We start from the raw sequence: 18,763 nt of genomic DNA, 5'->3' as shown, positions 1-18,763 counted from the left end.
CAGCAGATGAGCCTGCGGATCGGCCCGGGCCCGGCGGTAACCCGACCGGCTGCGGACTCACAACACCTCGACGGTGTGGTTCATGTTCGTGTAAATGCAGATTTCGCCAGCGATGGACAACGACTGGCGAACGATATCTTCGGCACTCAGCTCGGTGTGCTGCACCAAGGCCCGGGCCGCAGCTTGCGCATAAGCGCCGCCAGACCCGATCGCAACAATCCCATGCTCCGGCTCCAGCACATCGCCCTGGCCCGTGATGATGAGGGCAGCGCTGTGGTCGGCCACGGCCAGCATGGCTTCCAGTTTGCGCAACACCCGATCGGTGCGCCAGTCTTTGGTCAGCTCAATGGCAGCGCGGACCAGATGTCCCTGGTGCTTCTCCAGCTTGGCCTCAAAACGCTCAAAAAGCGTGAAGGCATCGGCGGTCGCACCTGCGAAGCCGGCCAAGACCTTGTCGTGGTGGATTTTGCGCACCTTTCGGGCCGTGCCCTTGACGACGATATGACCCAGTGTGACCTGGCCGTCGCCGCCGATAGCGACTTGCACGCCGTCGGGCGTTTGACGACGCACGCAGACGATGGTGGTTCCGTGAAATGATTCCATAGCCTCAGAGGTGGGATCGACAAAACAGATTTCAAGCCCCGCGATAACAGCAAGTGACTTGAGAAGAGTTTGTAACGCGTGCACACCACTGCGCCCATCCAGGGCACCGTGGAACCGGCTTCGCCGGGCCACCAGTGCCGCCCCCAGGGGGGTGACGCCGCAGGCGGCGCAGGGGGAGGCTCACCTAGTCGTTGCGAACAACCACCTTGGCGTATTCGGTGATGCCGATCACGTGGAAAAACGCCGACACCAGCCGATGTGTGTCCACAAACTGCACCATGCGTCCCTGGGCGTGGTGGCCCGATACCCAGTTCAGCAAGGTGCCCGCGGCTGAGAAATCGACCCGGATCAAATTGCGACAGGAAATGATCATCACATCAACGCCGACCAAGCGCCGCTCGAGTTTCTCCAGCATGGCCTCAGGATCGCCTCGGATTTCCCCAGACAGTTCGACCAGTCCCAGCTGGTTGTAGCCAGAGCTCTGTCCATCCGAGGTGGTATCGCCGTGAAAGCCCGAGAAACCGGAGTACCCTGACGGCACCTGCTCCAGGGACGACTCACCGAGCACCGACGCGCCCGCCTCAGCGTCGGGGGTATTGGAAAGGCTGCGAAAGCGGCACTGTGGCCGTTCCCAGCCCGGCGGAGACACCTCGTAGGTGACACAGAAATCCAGCGCAGTGAGCTCGAACTCGTCCGGTCGGTTCATGATGCGCAAAGCTGCCATGCGCAGCTCCCACCAGAGCTGCTCCACATCGCGGCGCCCGGAGGGCGTGAGGGACTTCAGCACCTCGCGCAAGTGGGACGCACCCAAGAAGCACAGATCGATATCCTGGTCGCCCCACAGCGTAAAGATGCCCAACAAGCCGCGGGCGGCTTTCACATCCACCGTCTCGATCGGCGTCCAGTCCAGCACCCAGGGCTGGCTCACCCGGAGCAGCACGTTTTGCAAAGTCCCCACGGCGTGGGCATCCAGCTCGCCATCGCTCACCCAGGCAGCGCGGGCATTGGCCACCGAAGGCTGGTAGGTTTTGCCCGTCATGGCCGAGACCTGATCGGGCATGTCGAACCACTGCGGTGCCGACCGGCCAAAACGGTTCACAAAATCCAGGGCCTGGCTTTCATAGGCTGCCAGCTGGCCGGTCGCGCGGTAGAGGTCAAACAGGGCCAGCCAGTCATCCAGACGGCCCTCGCCCGGTTGGCCGCCGCCCACCGAATCCAGCAACCCTTGCTCGGCGCCCGCATCATCACCATTGGCAAAGCGGATGGCAGCCTCTTCGACCTCAGGGTCTTGAGCTATTTCCTGCACATCAAGGGCATAAAAATGTGAGGCAGAAAAACCCGGCTGGACGCTCACCAGATCACCCTGGCCGGTGGGCGCCATCAAGCCTGTGCGCGCGGTCATCGGCGCAGGGGCCGGCGGAGGAAGCGATTGCGCAGCCGCCGCCTGACTATCGGGCTTCGAGGGACGCGGCGGCGCTGCGTTCGGAGCAGCCGGGGCTGCTTGACCGGCTGGCCCCTCCGGCTTGGGTTGTGTGGTGCCCTGTTGGGTTGACGAATACCCGAGCGGAGCCGGCTCTGTTTCGTTGTACTGAGCGACTCGCCGTTGGGCTTGCTGCTCTGCTTCGGCAGTGGCACCGGCAGCTACTGCAGCGCCAGCCTTGTCCTTGCCACTGTTGCCTTTGCGACCCGCAGAAGAACCGCTGCTCGGGTTGAGGCTGGAGCCCGTGGTCACCAGGGAGTCGGGGCCCTTGGTTTTCCACCATTGCATCGACATCTGGGCTTCGATCTCGTCGATTTTCTTGAGCGTCATGGCCCGGTCATCCGGCTTGGATGGCAAGCTGCTCTGGAAGAACGACGGACGAACCCCCTGCCCGCCTTCACCGCTGGCCTCGCGGCTGCGGATTTTTCGCAACATCTCGAATTCGCGCTTGCGCACAAAATCGTTGCGCCGCTTGCGCTCGATCATCTCCTTGAGCGCGGCCTTGCTGTACTCGCTTTCGCGGTCGGCGCTGCGGGTGTCCAGATCCGACCAGCTGGTGGTCGGATGGCGGACGAATTTCGCCACTTTGGACAGAAAGCCGCCGTTGGAGTCGTCCTTGGACATGAAGCCGTTGCGCCTGGGTGAATCAATAAAAGTGGATAACGGGCTGGATCGATCAGTCCCCGAACATTTTTTGCTTGAGCTCGCGCCGCTGTTGGGCTTCCAGGGACAGGCTGGCCGTGGGCCGCGCCATCAGGCGGGCGACACCAATGGCCTCCCCGGTTTCTTCACAAAAACCGTAGTCGCCGGTATCGATGCGGGTGATCGCCTGCTGGATTTTTTTCAGCAACTTGCGCTCGCGATCTCGGGTGCGGAGCTCCAGTGCGTGCTCTTCTTCGATCGTCGCGCGATCGGCTGGATCGGGCACCACCACGGTGTCTTCGCGAAGGTGCTCGGTGGTCTCGCCGGCGTTGGCGAGCATGTCGGCCCTGAGCAGGGAGAGTTTGCGGCGGAAGAACGCAAGCTGGACATCGTTCATGTACTCGCCGTCCGGCATGGCCTGAACATCGAGATCCGTCAGCTGCTCAACCGCCAGAGTCTTCCAGTTGTTGGCCCGCTTGGGGTCCTTCTGGATGGATGAGGGGACAGGGGGGGTCATTACACGTTCGTTCATGGTGGAAAAAGTAGCTTTGGCGGCGTCTGGGGCGTGGGTGGGTACCACGGCGGCCTGGGTCATTTGCTCCATCATCACTTTCTTGGCCGCCCGCTTGCCCAGGGGCTTGGGGGTGGGCTCGATCACGATGGGGGCTGAAGCGGATGACTTCTTGCTGCTTGTCGCCGATTTCTTCGGCGCTACAGCGGTCTTCTTGAGAGGGGTAGTGGTAGGAGTCACAGGCACCTTTTTGGCGGCGGGTGCCGGTAGGGATGGGGTTGTACGCTTGGCAGCGGCGGGTGCCGCTGTTTTTGCAGCATTGGGAGTGCCCGCTTTCGCCGCAGCTTTCACAGCAGGCGGGTTCTTGGCGGGCGGTGTCTTCGTGGCAACGGTCTTCACCGCAGAGGAGGCCTTGGCGCCGGGCGCTGCTGTGGGCTTCTTGCCAGCAGGGGACACACGCCCCTTCGCCACTGCCACAGTGGGCTGGGTGTTCTTTGCTGACTTGCTGGCCGTGGCTTTCACAAGGGTCTCCTCTCAGTGCCTGACAAAGCCTGTTTGGGGGTGCTGCAAACCCCGGGCCTATCCCGTGGGTTGTCGCTGCTCACCGGCTCCGCCAGTGGCTGGGTTCTTGTTATACCCCGTTTATGACCCGATTTCGGATCACGCCCGACCTGCAGGCTGAAGGCAGGCCAGGTCGGCCGCAGGACGACCGATACGGGGCGCGATTGTAACGAGGGACGGGGAACACACACTGACAAGCTGCGCTCACCCCAGCACAGACGTTGGAGAAGTGCGACAAACAGCACGGACAGAGTGGATTTCAGGATAAAAGTACGACAAACGGCCGCGTTTTTTTTCAGACCAGCGCCTGATCCAGACCTTGAACCAGAATGTCGCGGGGCAAATCCAGGCCGATGAACACCATCTTGCTGACACGCTCTTCGTTTTCGCCCCAGGCGGGACCCAGATCGCTGCCCATCAGCTGGTGCACGCCTTGGAAAATGACCTTGCGATCGGTGCCCTGCATGTCCAGAACACCCTTGTAGCGCAGCATGCGCGGGCCGTACACCTGCACCACGGCCCCCAGAAAGTCTTCGAGCTTGGCCGGATTGAACGGACGGGTTGCCCGGTAGACAAAGCTCTTCACGTCGTCATCGTGATGGTGGTGGTGCCCATGGTCTTTGTCGTGCGCATGACCCTCCTGGTGAGAGGGGTGGTTGCAGCTTTCGCCCGGCGCATGGTCGTGACCTTCATGGCCCTCATGGCCATGTTCATGGTCGTCTGTCTTGAGGAAATCGGGATCGATATCCAGTTTGGCATTGAGGTTGAAGCCCCGCAGGTCAAACACTTCCTTGATCGCCACTTCGCCAAAATGCACCGGGCGCATGGGTGCGCGAGGATTCATGTGCTTGAGTCGGTGGGTCAGGGCATCCAGCTCTTCGGCGCTGACGAGATCGGCCTTGCTGATAAAAATCTGATCGGCGAACCCCACCTGGCGACGCGCTTCCTGGCGGTCGTTGAGTTGTTGGGCTGCATGTTTGGCATCCACCAAGGTCAGGATGGAATCCAGCAGGTACTGCTCGGCGACCTCATCGTCCATGAAAAAGGTCTGCGCCACCGGCCCCGGATCGGCCAGCCCCGTGGTTTCAATCACCACACGGTCAAATTCGATCTCGCCTTTGCGCTTGCGTGTCGCCAGATCTTGCAGCGTGGCCCGCAAATCGTCGCGAATGGTGCAGCAGATGCAGCCATTGCTCATCTGGATGATGTTTTCGGTGGTGTCCGATACCAGGATATCGCTGTCGATGTTCTCTTCACCGAACTCGTTCTCGATCACCGCGATTTTCTGGCCGTGGGCCTCACTGAGAACGCGCTTGAGCAAGGTCGTTTTGCCCGAGCCGAGAAAACCGGTGAGGATGGTTGCAGGAATAAGGGACATGGCAGATCAGAATCAGGGTGGGGTCAACGGCTCAGGCCGTCAAAGCCAGAAAGTGTAGACCAGACCCGCATCCCCTGTGCAGCACACGGATCAGTTGGCGAGCAAATCACCCGGTCCAAAAAAAAGCCGGGGCTTGCCCGGCTTCTGTCAGGAGAGAACGGACAGGACTCAGGGTTTGAGGTAAACAAAGCCTTCGCGGGCCTGCAGGCGGGCCACCTCTGCCACGCCGGAAGGCACCACCTTGGCTTCGAGCACCACCTTGCTGGGATCGATTTTGCGAGAGACAAGCGTGTTGTTGCACACGCGGAACTCCACCCCTTGGTTGGTCAGGTCGGCAATGATGCCCGCGTAAGGCTGTTCCATCTGGTTGGTCGCGCCTTGCAGCAGAAAATCGATCCCCAGCCCATGGGCCACCACCACAATCTTGGCCGTGGGGTCCGCCGCGAGATGGTTGCGGATGTTGTTGAGCCCGCGCGAGGCCTGAGGAATGCCCTCACTCATGTGGTAAACGGTTTTGATCGGCTCTTCGGCACTCGCTGCGAGTGGCAGGATCAATGCCGTGGCGATGGCGGCGGACTTGAGAAAGGACAGAATCTTGAACATGGTTGTCTCCGTGGGTGGCCAATAAGAATAAGAAGCAAATGCGAATACGCTTATGGACAGATTCTCTTTACCAGCGGTTGAAGTCCTAGAGGGATAACCCGGCCTCAGCGCCGGACGGGGCCATTCAGACATGCATTCATACGGCCTCTGAGTCGGGTTCGGCCCTGACGGCCAAAGCGGGGACTTCTGGATAAGGCGCACCGGAGGCCGGACTGGCATGGGCCCGCGGATGCGCCGCGTCGTACACCTTGGCCAGGTGCTGGAAATCGAGCCGGGTGTAGACCTGCGTCGTGCTGATGCTGGCGTGGCCCAGCAGCTCTTGCACCGCTCTCAGATCACCGCTGGATTGCAGCACGTGGCTGGCAAACGAGTGGCGCAGCATGTGGGGGTGAACCGGTGTGCTCAAACCGGCCAGCTGCGAGCGGCGCTTGAGACGCACGCGGATGTGTTGCGGCGTGAGGCGCTGCCCGCGGGAGCCAATGAACAAGGCCGCGTCATCCCGCGCCCACGTGCTGCGCAAGGCCAGCCACTCGGCCAGTGAGGCCAGGGCCTGTCGGCCCACCGGCACACTGCGGCGTTTGGCGCCTTTGCCGAGCACATGGGCTTCGCCCGCTTCCTGGTCGATCCAGCCGCGCGCCGAAGCGCTGGCGGATGCATCGAGCCCCACGAGTTCACCGATGCGCAGCCCGCAGCCATAGAGCAGTTCGGTGATGCAGCGGTCCCGGGCTTCAAGCCCCGGTGGATCGGCGACCTCGACATGCGACGCCAGCTGGACCGATTCATCGACCCCCAGCGCTTTGGGCAAGGGCTTGCCCGCTTTGGGCGCACGAACATCCTGTACCGGGTTGTGATCCATCAGGCCTTGTCGTCCCATCCAGACGTACAGGCCGCGCCAACCCGACAGGATGAGCGCAATGCCCCGGGCACTGCGTCCGCCGCTGTGCATCTGGGCGACCCAGCGCCGGATGTGGGTGTTGCGCACCTGTCGCAGCGCCACGCCGGCGTCCAGAGCCGAGGCCATCAGGCGCTCCAGATCCAGGGTGTAGAGCGCGACGGTGCGATCGGCCAGGCGCTTTTCCACGCGCACATGGGTCAGGTAGGTCTGAATCAGTGTTTCATCGTCGGTCCGCGCGGGATCCGGCACAGGGGCAGACGCGGGCACCGGTTCCTCCACTTGAAGTTCAGTCGAGGTCTGGCTTGACCTCGGGGCGCAGACGGGAGAGCGCTGCGCTGGTCAGCTCACCGATGCGCTCCAGAAAACTCGTGCCCATGTCGGCGCCGAAGCGCTGCGGATCAGCCGAGGCCAACACCAGCAGACCAAAAGCCTGAGGCGCGGCACCGGCACGCAATGGAATCAGCGCCAGGGAAGCAGCCGCCGTGGTGTCGTCCAGCCATTGCGCGGCCTCCAGGCCGGGGTTGGCGCCGCAGTAGGGCAAAGACAGCGATGACGCAAAGGCCCGCACGTCTTCACTGGCATGCTGGGCATACGGCTCGCCGTCAAATTCGGGCAAAACACCCCAGACCTTGATCGCCACCTGCGGCACCAGAAAATCATCGGCGACCGCCCGCGTGATCACGCGGGGCAACTCGCGTGCATCGCGGGTCAGCAGCAAGGTACGCGTCCATTGCTGCAGCCGGTCGGCGATGGCGGAGTTTTCCTGACCATGGCGGATCATTTCCGCCGCCTTCAGCTCCAGTCCCTTGATCTTCTCGCGCAGCATTTCAGCCTGGCGCTCTTGCAGGCTGACGGCACGGTTGCCGTGTGGGCTGGTCAGCTGGACGGTGGCCAGGACGTTGGCATGGCGCTCGAAAAAATCGGGCGTGTTGGCCAGGTAGTTGGCAATATCGTCTTCGGTGATCGGGGGGATGTTGGATTCGGTCATGTTCTTGGAAGCATAGCGCAGGGGTTTTTCAGGCGAGATCGGGCACGTCGATTGAGCCCTCGAACACCGTGGTGGCCGGCCCGGTCAGGAACACCGGGGCGTTGTGCCCAGGACCGTCCTGCCATTCAATGGTGAGCACACCACCCTGGGTGTGCACGTCGACCTTCGCATCCAGCAGCCCGAGCCGGATCCCGGCAACCACGGCCGCACAGGCGCCCGTCCCGCAGGCCAGGGTTTCGCCCGCTCCCCGCTCAAACACCCGCAAACGCACTGTCCCCCGGTTCACCACCTGCAGGAAACCGACATTCACCCGCGCAGGAAACCGGGGGTGGGATTCAAGCACCGGACCCCATTGCAAGACCGGGGCGGTGTCTACATCCCCCACCAGCAAGACGGTGTGGGGATTGCCCATGGACACGACCGACAGCAGGATCTCACCGACATCGGGCAGATCCAGAGGCCAACGATCGAAGTTCCCCATGGCCTGAGGGTCCAGCCCAGTTGCATCGAACGGCACTCGGTCAGGCGCAAACACCGGCGGACCCATGTCGACGGTCACACGGCCATCACCATCCATCTGCAGCGACAACTCGCCATTTTTCACTTTCACCCGAACCGGGTTGCGTTCGGTGAGTTTTTTCTCGTGCACGTAGCGCACAAAACACCGCGCGCCATTCCCGCAGTGCTCGACCTCACCGCCGTCGGCGTTGTGGATCACGTATTCAAAATCCAGGCCTTCCGCGGGGGATGGACGCACGCTGAGAATCTGGTCGGCGCCCACGCCGAAGTGGCGGTCGGCGATCCAGCGGTATTGCGCATGGGACAGCCCGAGCGGCCCGCGCGTTTCGTCCAGCACGACAAAGTCGTTGCCTGCGCCTTGCATTTTGGTGAAGCGGATGTGCATGGGTCGATTATCCGTGTTCCGCCGCCCAGGGGCCAGGAAAGGGCACCGGGTCTCGGCGCACAATGTCGCCATGGTCCGCTCTACCCAACTGCTCCACCCCCAGCGTGCGCCTGCCGCGCCGCGCCCCGCCGCCACCGTCCTGCTGCTGCGCGACAGCCCGCAAGGCATTGAAGTGCTGATGACGCGCCGTTCGACAACAGCCAGTTTCGCGCCCGGTGCCTACGTGTTCCCCGGCGGCGGCATCGACGCCGCCGACGCACAGGCCCACGGGCTGTCGACGCGCCGGGACACCCAGAGCGATCTGCATCTGACACAGGCCATTGCGGCGATCCGTGAGAGCTTCGAAGAGCTGGGCATATTGCTGGCCCGGCGGGCCGATGGTTCCCATGCCAGCGCCGAAGACATCGCTGCGCTGGATCGCCAGGCGCCTTTCGCCCCCCAATGTGCGGCCCGCGGCCTCACGCTGGCCGGCGCCGAGGTGTTCGTGCTCGCCCACTGGATCACGGATCGCGATCTGCCGCGGCGCTTTGACGTGCCGTTTCTGATCGCCCGCATGCCCGAAGAGCAGGAGCCCGAAGCCGACGAGTCTGAGCAGTTTGAACCTCTGTGGATACGGCCCGCTGAAGCCTTGACGCGCCACGAAGCTGGCCATTTTTTCATCATCTTCCCGACCATCCGGACGCTGGACCGCTTGAAGGCCCACGACACCGTTGAATCGGTGTTGAATACTTGCGCAGCCAGCGAAGAGCCCCTGTTCACCAGCTGCCCCCGCGCCGGGCTCCTGAACGGCGCCGAATCGCGCCACATGGAACACGAAGCCCCTTTTGGTGAACTCGCGCTGGTCAGCCCCGATGGCCAGATCAACCACGAGCTGGGCTGGCAGACCGAGCGCCCCGTGCCGCTGCTCAAAAACGCGGTGCGCCTGACCGCGCCCAACCCCGGGTTCATGACCGGCCCCGGCACCAACAGCTACCTGATCGGCGACCCGACCACAGGCTACATCGCCATTGACCCTGGCCCGGCCGAGCCTGAACACATCGAGCGCCTGTGGCGCGCCGCTGGAGGCGACATCCGTTTCATTGTTTGCACGCATTCACACGCTGACCACTCGCCCGGCGCACCCCTCTTGCAGGCGCTTTGCGCCAACAAGCCCCCCATACTGGGCTTGCCCAGTGCCGCCACCGCGCGTGCGAACAGCCATTTCATCCCAGAACGCTGCTTGGCCGACAACGAACGCCTCGCGCTCAAAAATACCTCCGGTGAAACGCAACACACCCTGCGTGTGGTCCACACGCCCGGACATGCGGCCAACCACCTGTGTCTGGTGTTGGAGGAAGATGGATTGCTGATTTCTGGCGACCACATTCTTAACGGCAGCACCACGGTGATCGACCCACCGGATGGTCACATGGGCAATTACCTGGATTCCCTGGACAAGCTCGCCGCACTTTGCGACGAACACCACATCGATTTCATCTTGCCAGCCCATGGCTATGTGCTGGGCGACCTCCGCCTCAGCCCCGACAACCGCTCCGCCCCCCTGGAGGGTGGTGCCAAAGCCGCCGTCCAACATCTCAAGGCCCACCGCCTGGCCCGCGAAGCCAAAGTGGCGCGCGCGATGCAAGCCGTGCCACACGGCACCATGGACGACTGGGTGAAACTGGCCTACGACGACGTGCCCGACCGGCTCTGGCCCGTGGCCAAGCGCTCGATGCTGGCCCACGTGGAACGCCTCCAGAGCCTGAGCGGCTTCAACCTCTGAACGCTCAGGACATGATTTACCCAAACTCCGGCTACTCCCGATTCGCCAAGGCTGCGGCCCATTTTTGCGGACGACCGCGGGTGTTTTCGCTGGCTGCGGCGGTGATCGTGGTGTGGTTGATCACCGGCCCACTCTTTGGCTTCAGCGACACCTGGCAGCTGGTGATCAACACCGGCACCACCATCATCACGTTCCTGATGGTGTTCCTGATCCAGAACACGCAGAACCGCGACACCGAGGCGATTCAGGTGAAGCTGGACGAGTTGATCCGTGCCACCCAGGGCGCGCACAACGCCCTGCTGGATCTGGAAGAGCTGGAAGAGGACAACCTGGACGCGTTTCGCGCCAAGTACCAGGCGCTGGCCGCCGCAGCGCGGGTTGAGCTGGACAAAGGGCTGGTTGACACGGGTACGCCAGAAGCCTGATCGCGGCGCCACATCAACCCTTGGGGAATGCCCTGTCATGCGCATCGCTTTCGTCTCTGACATCCACGGCAACCTAGCCGCTTTGCAGGCCATCATGAAAGATATCCGGCGGCACCAGCCGGATGCGGTGATCAACCTGGGCGATACGTTGAGCGGCCCCTTGCTGCCCCAGGAAACCGCCGAGCTGTTGCGTCAGCTCGATTGGCATCACGTCGGCGGCAACCACGAACGGCAGGTTCTGAGCTTGCCACTGAACCGACAAAACCAGTCCGACGCCTTTACCAGCGCTGCCATTGATGAAGATACCAAGGCCTGGATTGGCAGCCATGCCAACCCTGGAGACAAACGCCTTCACGAAGGCCGCAGGTGGGCCGATCGGTTGGGGCCCGACGTGGCGCTGTGCCACGGCAGCCCGCGAAGTGATATCGAATACCTGCTGGAAACGCCTGTGGGTGAGGTGGCGCTGTTGGCCACTTCCGCCGAAATCGAAGAGCGCCTGGACAGCCGCCTGGGACCACACATCACCTTGCTGGCCTGCGGCCACACCCATGTGCCTCGATCGGTGCGCACGCCCAGCGGTCTGCTGATCGTCAATCCGGGCAGCGTGGGTCTGCCGGCCTACGATGACGACCACCCACTGCCGCAATCCAGCTACCACCGGATAGAAAATGGCAGCCCCGATGCGCGCTACGCCATGGTGGAGAAAGCGAGCGGTCAGTGGCGTTGTGAGCTGATCAGCGTGGCCTACGATTTTCATTCGATGGCTGAAGTGGCTGACCGCAATGGGCGACCCGATTGGGCACACGCCCTTCGCACGGGCTTCATGCCACGGGTATGACGCATTGAATAAAGTGTGAAGCGCGCCGATACGCCGGATTTTGTGCGTTCAAAACCCTTTTTCAAGGGTCCCGAACGTGACCGTCATTCCTCTGGGCCGCTGGTCACCCAAACGGCTCGATGCTACCTACCCGCCAGCTCCGCGGAACCACGTCAACGCTGGCCTATTTGGTATTGCTGCGCGTAGAGATTGCCCGTTTCACCCGAACTGAATCGGCTCGTCTCTGTTGCTCTGATCCTCACCTTAGGGCTCTTTGGGCGAACCCATCAAACTGGTCGGTGGAGAGGTATTACCTCCTACGCTGTCCTGTGCAGTCCGGACGTTCCTCCAGTGCGGCCTTTCGGCGATTGCACCAGCGACGGCCTAGCGCGCTTCACAGGGTGATTATCCCCTGAAAAGTGGCCCCCACGCTCCGCCGCTGCGCGGGTCGCTGCCCCCCGAGGGGGCTGACCTGGCTTGGGGCGGCCCTGCGCGGCGGTCGGCGGACCCCACACTCCACCGCTGCGCGGGTCGCTGCCAGCCGGAGGCTCAGACAAGTCGCTCAATTTTTTTGTACTTCCACACGAGCTTGTAGTACGCCGTCTGGAAAGCCAGCATGGCGGCGTAAGTGATGGGAAAGGCCATCCACACGCCTTCAAGTCCATACTGTGCATTCAGCGCGTAGGCCGCTGGCACCTGCACCAGCACGATGCAACCGATGGATATCGCCACCGGCACCAAAACCACGCCACTGGCGCGCATGATGCCGCCCACCACGGCCTGAAAGCCAAACAGCAACAGGCTCCACAGCATGATGTGCAGCAGCTGCTCGGCTTGCAGGCGGACTGCGGGTTGCGTGATGAACAGGCCCAGCAGCCAGTGCGACAAGGCGTAGCCGATCAGGATCAGTGAGCCCGTGATGATGGCGTTGAGGGCCAGCCCGGTGCGCAAGATGGAACGCACGCGATCCAGCGCGCCTGCACCAATGGCCTGAGCCCCGAGGATGGAAGCGGTGATGGCGATGGAGAGGGCCGGGAACTGCACATAGTTCACGACCTGGGTGACTGCGCCATAGGCCGCCGTGGCCTCCGAGCCATGGCGGTTGACCAAGGCGAGGATCACCAGTTCGGAAATCGAGATCACCACCATCTGCACCCCGGTCGGCAATCCGATGCGCATCACCTTGGCCAGGATCACGCGGTCCAGCCGCAACGTGGCGAACAACGCCGCGTTGGGTGCGAGCACATGGGCGCGGCGACGCAACCGGACCGCCAGGAAAGTCAGCGCGACGCTGGTGGAGACAAAGCCTGCCAATGCCGCGCTCTGGATGCCCAGAGGCGGAAGGCCCAGCCAGCCCTTGATCAACGCCGGCGTGAGCGCCAAGCCCACCGTGGTCGACATCAGCAGCGCCAACAGCGGAGACACCGTGTCACTGACACCGCGCAGCAGCTGGGTGAACAAAATGAAAGTCAGCAGCAGCGGCATGAGCAGCATCATCATGCGGGCATAGCCCGTGGCGTCGTCCAGCACATCGGCAGGCGTTCCCAGCGCCACCAGCGCCTCGCGGGCAAACACACCGCCCACAACCGCCCCCGTCAATCCAATCAAGATACCCACCGCCAGGGCGGTGCCCGCGATGGCCTTGACTTTTTCAGGCTGTTTTGCCCCCCAGGCCTGGCCGATCAACACGGAAGCGCCTGCGCCCAACCCGATCACCAGCGAGATAAAAAAGAACACGATGGGGAACATGCCCGACACCGCGGCCAATGCGTGGGTACCCAGCATTTGCCCAATGTAGATGCCGTTGAGGGTGCCCGACAGGCTTTGCAGCAGGTTGGACAGCACCATGGGCGCGAGGAACAACAGGTAGATTTTCCACAAAGCGCGCACAGGGGGCTGGGCCGCTGGAAGGGTGGCGGCGGGTGTCGGTGTCGGGTTCATGTGCAAGCAGTTTGGGTTCGGAAATCGCTGGCGTTCACAGCTGGGGAAATGCCCTTCGAGCCAGCCAGTCCAGATGCGCGCGCACATCGGCGGGCCAGTCCTGAATGCGCTCGGCAAAAGCCCCGGGGTCGTGGGCAAACAGTGCGCGGGAAGCCTCTTCAAAACCAGGCAAAGCTCCCGCAATGGCGCTCATGAAACGGTAAGCGCGCTCTTTGGCCTGGCGCTGGGCGTCTTGCTCGGCGTAGGTTCTACGCGCATCTTCTACCAGTCGGCGCAAGGCGGCGGACGCGCCACCCCGCTGCCCGGACAGCCATTCCCAGTGCCGCGGCAGCAGGGTCACTTCCCGGGCCACAACGCCCAACCTTGGACGACCCACGGTGGCGGGCGTGGCGGCAGGGCGGACATCTTCATCGGTCTCGACCGAAACCACGCCGGGCTGCGCTGGCACGTAGCCATCGGGCCAAGGGTAGTCCACCAGCTGACCGGTTGCGTCGTCAAAGACCAGCAGGCCGCCGCCCTGGTCCAGCCGAAGCGCCGACAACTGCCCGGCGACCTCGGGATAGCCGCCAAAAGCGGCCCGTGTGGTTCCAAGAAAAGCGGTGCAGGAGGGGATTGTTGGGTTGTGTGTTTCCGTAGGCATGCCCGAATTCTACCCGGGTTATTTACTTTTACCCGGGTTATTTAAAAACATCGCCAACCCGATGGAGACGTCTTTGCGACAATACGCAGCGGGACCTCCTGCAGCCCCTCTTTTCACCCGACTGCTTGATCACCACAAGCCTTGGAAAAACCCATGATCCGCCTCTCCGAACTCAAACTGGCCCTGGCAGACGTGCCCACCGAGCACCGCCGTGCCGCCGATGCGCCCACCGAAACCCGGGCCGACCGGGAGCCGCCGCCCCACCCCACAGAAGCGCTGATCCAGCTGGCGGCCAGCGCCTTGGGCCTGGAGCAGCAAGCCATCAAGCACCTGCAAGTATTCAAACGGAGTTTTGATGCCCGCAAGGCAGATCTGCTGGCGGTCTACATCGTGGACATCACCCTGGCCGATCCGGCGCTCGAAGCCGCGCTGCTGGCCCAGTTTGAAAACAACCCCCACATCCAGCCCACACCCGACATGGCCTGGCGTGCGCCCGGCCATGCGCCCGCGGGCTGGCCCGCAGAGGCTTCAGAGCGCCCGGTGGTGATCGGCCTGGGGCCTTGTGGCCTTTTCGCCGCCCTGGCCCTGGCGCAAATGGGGCTGAAGCCCATCGTGCTGGAGCGCGGCAAGCCGGTGCGCGAGCGCACCAAAGACACCTGGGGCCTGTGGCGCCACCACAAACTCAATCCGGAGAGCAACGTGCAATACGGCGAAGGCGGTGCCGGGCTGTTTTCCGACGGCAAGCTCTACAGCCAGATCAAGGATCCACGCTTTCTGGGCCGCAAGGTCATGAACGAGTTTGTGGACGCGGGCGCCCCCCGGGAAATCCTTTACCAGGCACACCCGCACATCGGCACCTTCAAGCTGGTGAAGGTGGTTGAGGCCATGCGCGAGAAGATCATCGCGCTGGGGGGTGAGATCCGGTTTCAACAACAGGTGGTGGGGTTCAAACTGACAGCCACAGGCGAAAGCGAAAGCGAAGGCCAACACCAGCTCACCGCTTTGCAGGTCAAGCACCTGGACACCGGCGAAACCACGGAGCTGCCCACCCAGCGCGCCGTGCTGGCGCTCGGCCACAGCTCGCGCGACACCTTTGCCCTGCTGTTTGATGCGGGCGTGTTCCTGGAGGCCAAGCCGTTCTCGGTGGGCTTTCGCATCGAGCACCCCCAGAGCGTGATCGACCGCGCCCGCTGGGGGCGCCATGCCGGCCACCCCTTGCTGGGTGCGGCCGACTACAAACTGGTGCACCACGCGAAGAACGGCCGCGCGGTCTACAGCTTTTGCATGTGCCCGGGTGGCACGGTTGTGGCGGCGACCAGTGAGCCTGGCCGCGTGGTCACCAACGGCATGAGCCAGTATTCGCGCAACGAGCGCAACGCCAACGCAGGCATGGTGGTGGGCGTCGAGCCGCCCGACTTTCCCCTGCAATTTCCGCAAGACACCCCACTGTGGGTGGCCGCGTTTGGCGAGACCGCTGGCGCGCGCTACGCGGTGCAGGCCGAGGCCCATATAGCCCAGGGGCAGATCCATCCACTGGCGGGCATCGTCTTGCAGCGCCAGCTGGAAGCCCGGGCCTACACGCTGGGCGGCGACACCTACGAGGCGCCGGGCCAACTGGTGGGCGATTTCATCGCAGGCCTGCCTTCAACCGCCCTTGCCGACGTGGAGCCCTCTTACAAACCCGGCGTGAAACTGGTGGATCTCGCGTCTGCCCTGCCCGCCTACGCCATCGAGGCCATGCGCGAGGCCTTGCCGGTGTTCGGCCAAAAGATCAAAGGCTACGACATGCCCGGGGCCGTGCTCACCGGCGTGGAAACCCGCACCTCGGCGCCCTTGCGCATCACCCGCGGCGCCAACCTTCAGAGCCTCAACACCCGGGGCCTTTATCCGGCCGGCGAAGGCGCGGGCTACGCCGGCGGCATCTTGTCGGCCGGCGTCGACGGCCTGAAGGTGGCCGAAGCGCTGGCCCAGGACATACCCGGCGTGTCTTCCACTCCCTGAGCCCCGCCGGGGCTTGTACACATCGTTACAAACAGCGCACCAGCTTTACACGCGGTGCGCGATGGGTTGACAAGCTGGCCGCACCATGGAGGCTCTTCAAACAAGGAGCTTTTCATGCAAAAACTCAACCGCAACCTTCTTCTTCCCGTGATCACGGGTGCCATCACGCTGATGAGCATGGGAGCCGCTCAGGCCCAGGACGAACGGGGGCGTGTCATCAGCAGCACCCCGGTGATCCAGCAAGTGGCTGTTCCACGGGAAATCTGCGAAAACGTCACCGTGCGGGAACCCAGTCGCACCTCCGGCGCAGGCGCGCTGATGGGCGGCATCGCAGGCGGGGCCATGGGCAATGCCATCGGCGGCGGCACAGGACGCGCGGCGGCCACGGCCATCGGTATCTTTGGCGGCGCCATTTTGGGTAACCGCATTGAAGGCCGAGGCCCTGACCGGGTGCGCACCGTGCAGGAATGCAGCACCCAGACCACCTACCAGAACCAGACCGTGGCCTACAACGTGGTCTACGAATACGCAGGCCGGCAATACAGCATGCAAATGGACCAGGAACCGGGCCGCTATGTGCCGGTGAGTGTGCAGCCCATCAACGTGCGGCCCGTGGAACCCCGGCCCCAGGTCCGGTACGAGTCTGAATACGACGAGCCCGAAGTGGTGTATATCGGCGGCCAGCGCCGCCACCACCGCGACAACGATCGCTGGGACCGTTACTGAAAACGGATGGACCCGCAACACCGCTGGGCGGGAGTGCGGGGTGGTCTTCTCACCAACAAAAAAGCGACCTCCGGGTCGCTTTTTTCGCCTTGTTCCCTTCCACAGAAAGGACGGCGCCGCAGTCGGCGCGGAGCCTTACAGTTTTTGAAGCGCGGCGATGCGCTCTTCCATGGGTGGATGGGTGGAGAACAGTTTGCCCAGGCCACCGGCAATGCCCATGGCCTGCATGGTCTTCGGCAACTGCCCGGGGGTGAGGCCGCCCAACCGGGCCAACGCGTTGATCATCGGCTGCTTGCGGCCCATGTAGTTGGCGGCACCGGCATCGGCCCGGAATTCGCGCTGGCGGCTGAACCAGGCCACGATCATGGCCGCCAGGAAGCCCAGCACGATGTCCATCACGATAGTCGTGATCATGTAGCCGATGCCCGGTCCCGAATTGCTGTCGCTGCCCCGGCGCAGGAAGCTGTCCACCGCGTAGCCGATGACCCGGCTGAGGAACACCACAAAGGTGTTCATCACGCCCTGGATCAGCGCCATGGTGACCATGTCGCCGTTGGCCACGTGGGCCACCTCGTGGCCGATCACGGCCTCGACTTCTTCTTTGGTCATGCTCTGAAGCAATCCGGTGGACACTGCCACAAGAGCCGAATTTTTGAACGCACCGGTGGCAAAAGCGTTGGGCGCGCCTTCGTAAATGGCCACTTCGGGCATGCCAATGCCGGCCTTCTCGGCAAAGCGCTGAACGGTCTGCACGATCCAGGCCTCGTCGGCGGTCTGCGGCTGGGTGATCACGCGTGCGCCGGTGCTGAACTTGGCCATGGGCTTGCTGATCAGCAAGGAGATGATCGCTCCACCAAAACCGATCACAAGCGAGAACCCGGCCAGCGCCGTCATGTTCAGCCCGTTGGCGGTGAGAAAACGGTCCACCCCCAGGATGCGGGTGGTGACCAGCAACACCGCCATCACGGCGAAGTTGGTCATGACAAACAACAAGATGCGTTTCATGGAAGCTCCAGAGAAAAATAGCCCGAGGGCACAGTGCGCATCATATGGGGACGAGTGGCCCGGGATTTCAAGAACGGTTTTTTGAGAACCACCCTCAGGTAGAAACTTCTCATTTACACACGAGGCGCTCTAAATACCGAAGCGTCATCGTAAAACCCGGCATCCTCATTGGCCGCCCACCAGCCCGGCACCCCCAGAACAGGCAGGGGCGTGAACGGCTTGGTGGCCAAATTGACGGGGTCCAGTTGGCCGGCAACCCACGTGTCCCAGGCAGCCAGGTCGGCACCCAGCTCGAGCGGCACGGTGGCCCGGTACACATGGGCGGTGATGCTCTTGTAGGGTGACACAAGCTTTTCCATCAGCGCATGCCCCACCAACACCAGCCTGGCCTGCGCCCACAGTGGTCGAAGTTCCACAAACAATCGCTGCCATTCGCGCTGCAGCAGGGCTTGCCACAGCGCATCGGGCGCTTGCAGCAGCGCGGCATTTTCATCAAACAGCGTCAGGGCATCGCGAACCGGCCCCCGCAGTTGCCCCACACCCCCGGCGCTGTTGATTTCACCCGCTTGCAACTGGTTGAGCCGGCGCTTGGTGGCCGGGAAGCGTATCCAGCACAGGCCATTGAAAAAGTCGTGCAGGCCTTCGCGGGTGGGCACACGCCCGGTGTCAAAAATGTGCTGCTCGTAGGCCATGCCCACGGGCAGATCGGACTGGGACACAAACCGCAGCGTTGCCGCTGGGCTCCCGGGTACTGCCGCGGCGCGGTCGGTCAGCGCGTCGCCCAGCGGGTGACCCTGCTCGCAGGCAGCACGAACCGCCACGCCATCGGCCGCTACCGGCGCCAACCAGGGCTGAGACCAATCTGGGGAAGGCCATGCGAC

17 protein-coding genes and 1 other RNA gene are annotated in these 18,763 nt (G+C 63.2%); 5 read left to right on the top strand and 13 right to left on the bottom strand.

The annotated features are described in order from the left end of the window. Positions 1-57: 57 nt before the first annotated feature. From hslV to dapF, 8 genes are all read right to left on the bottom strand, one after another. The gene (gene hslV / locus E5678_RS20415; RefSeq protein WP_136180224.1) at positions 58-603 is read right to left on the bottom strand and encodes an ATP-dependent protease subunit HslV; all 546 of its coding nucleotides are present in this window, start codon (positions 601-603) and stop codon (positions 58-60) included. A 184-nt stretch (positions 604-787) separates the two neighbouring features. After that, on the bottom strand, positions 788-2,707 hold the full coding sequence (locus tag E5678_RS20410; protein ID WP_136180223.1) for a hypothetical protein: 1,920 nt from the start codon (positions 2,705-2,707) through the stop codon (positions 788-790). 52 nt (positions 2,708-2,759) lie between these two features. Continuing rightward, positions 2,760-3,758, bottom strand: coding sequence for an RNA polymerase-binding protein DksA (dksA, locus tag E5678_RS20405; RefSeq protein WP_136180222.1), 999 nt, complete (start codon positions 3,756-3,758; stop codon positions 2,760-2,762). 334 nt (positions 3,759-4,092) lie between these two features. After that, the gene (locus E5678_RS20400) at positions 4,093-5,175 is read right to left on the bottom strand and encodes a GTP-binding protein (RefSeq protein ID WP_136180221.1); all 1,083 of its coding nucleotides are present in this window, start codon (positions 5,173-5,175) and stop codon (positions 4,093-4,095) included. 168 nt (positions 5,176-5,343) lie between these two features. Further along, positions 5,344-5,778: a DsrE family protein gene (locus E5678_RS20395; protein ID WP_136180220.1), complete on the bottom strand. Its 435-nt coding sequence runs from the start codon at positions 5,776-5,778 to the stop codon at positions 5,344-5,346. 136 nt (positions 5,779-5,914) lie between these two features. Then, on the bottom strand, positions 5,915-6,922 hold the full coding sequence (locus E5678_RS20390) for a tyrosine recombinase XerC (RefSeq protein WP_136180896.1): 1,008 nt from the start codon (positions 6,920-6,922) through the stop codon (positions 5,915-5,917). A 37-nt stretch (positions 6,923-6,959) separates the two neighbouring features. Beyond that, positions 6,960-7,661 (bottom strand): DUF484 family protein, encoded by a 702-nt coding sequence (locus E5678_RS20385; protein ID WP_136180219.1) that lies wholly within the window; start codon positions 7,659-7,661, stop codon positions 6,960-6,962. A 28-nt stretch (positions 7,662-7,689) separates the two neighbouring features. Further along, on the bottom strand, positions 7,690-8,565 hold the full coding sequence (dapF, locus tag E5678_RS20380) for a diaminopimelate epimerase (RefSeq protein ID WP_136180218.1): 876 nt from the start codon (positions 8,563-8,565) through the stop codon (positions 7,690-7,692). 70 nt (positions 8,566-8,635) lie between these two features. Between dapF and E5678_RS20375 the strand changes: the two genes are divergently transcribed. Genes E5678_RS20375 through E5678_RS20365 form a run of 3 tightly spaced genes read left to right on the top strand, consistent with a single transcriptional unit; the run spans position 8,636 to position 11,590 of the window. Continuing rightward, positions 8,636-10,327, top strand: coding sequence for an MBL fold metallo-hydrolase (locus E5678_RS20375; protein ID WP_136180217.1), 1,692 nt, complete (start codon positions 8,636-8,638; stop codon positions 10,325-10,327). An 11-nt stretch (positions 10,328-10,338) separates the two neighbouring features. Further along, positions 10,339-10,752 (top strand): low affinity iron permease family protein, encoded by a 414-nt coding sequence (locus E5678_RS20370; protein WP_168708622.1) that lies wholly within the window; start codon positions 10,339-10,341, stop codon positions 10,750-10,752. 37 nt (positions 10,753-10,789) lie between these two features. Then, positions 10,790-11,590: a metallophosphoesterase family protein gene (locus tag E5678_RS20365; protein WP_136180216.1), complete on the top strand. Its 801-nt coding sequence runs from the start codon at positions 10,790-10,792 to the stop codon at positions 11,588-11,590. Positions 11,591-11,603: 13 nt separating this feature from the next. On the opposite strand, the gene rnpB is transcribed toward E5678_RS20365, so the two are convergent. The 3 genes from rnpB to E5678_RS20350 form a co-directional block, all read right to left on the bottom strand. Then, an RNA gene (rnpB, locus tag E5678_RS20360) (RNase P RNA component class A) lies at positions 11,604-11,965 on the bottom strand. A gap of 153 nt (positions 11,966-12,118) precedes the next feature. After that, a complete protein-coding gene (locus E5678_RS20355) occupies positions 12,119-13,510 on the bottom strand; it encodes an MATE family efflux transporter (protein WP_136180215.1) in 1,392 nt (463 codons plus the stop codon). A 34-nt stretch (positions 13,511-13,544) separates the two neighbouring features. Next, a complete protein-coding gene (locus E5678_RS20350) occupies positions 13,545-14,150 on the bottom strand; it encodes a DUF2239 family protein (RefSeq protein ID WP_136180214.1) in 606 nt (201 codons plus the stop codon). 153 nt (positions 14,151-14,303) lie between these two features. Here E5678_RS20350 and E5678_RS20345 point away from each other — a divergent pair, with 153 nt between their 5' ends. Continuing rightward, positions 14,304-16,151 carry an FAD-dependent protein gene (locus E5678_RS20345; RefSeq protein WP_136180213.1) on the top strand — a complete coding sequence of 616 codons (1,848 nt, stop codon included), beginning with the start codon at positions 14,304-14,306 and terminating at the stop codon, positions 16,149-16,151. A 114-nt stretch (positions 16,152-16,265) separates the two neighbouring features. After that, positions 16,266-16,877 (top strand): hypothetical protein, encoded by a 612-nt coding sequence (locus tag E5678_RS20340; protein WP_136180212.1) that lies wholly within the window; start codon positions 16,266-16,268, stop codon positions 16,875-16,877. A 135-nt stretch (positions 16,878-17,012) separates the two neighbouring features. Here E5678_RS20340 and htpX read toward each other — a convergent pair whose 3' ends face one another. Next, positions 17,013-17,882: a protease HtpX gene (gene htpX, locus E5678_RS20335; protein WP_136180211.1), complete on the bottom strand. Its 870-nt coding sequence runs from the start codon at positions 17,880-17,882 to the stop codon at positions 17,013-17,015. A gap of 113 nt (positions 17,883-17,995) precedes the next feature. Further along, positions 17,996-18,727 carry a DUF3025 domain-containing protein gene (locus tag E5678_RS20330; RefSeq protein ID WP_247596849.1) on the bottom strand — a complete coding sequence of 244 codons (732 nt, stop codon included), beginning with the start codon at positions 18,725-18,727 and terminating at the stop codon, positions 17,996-17,998. Between the last annotated feature and the right edge of the window lie 36 nt (positions 18,728-18,763).

Source organism: Hydrogenophaga sp. PAMC20947 (genome assembly GCF_004795855.1).
Classification (GTDB): domain Bacteria; phylum Pseudomonadota; class Gammaproteobacteria; order Burkholderiales; family Burkholderiaceae_C; genus Hydrogenophaga.
The sequence above is the reverse complement of the archived record's forward strand: the minus strand, read 5'-3'. Positions and strand labels throughout refer to the sequence as shown.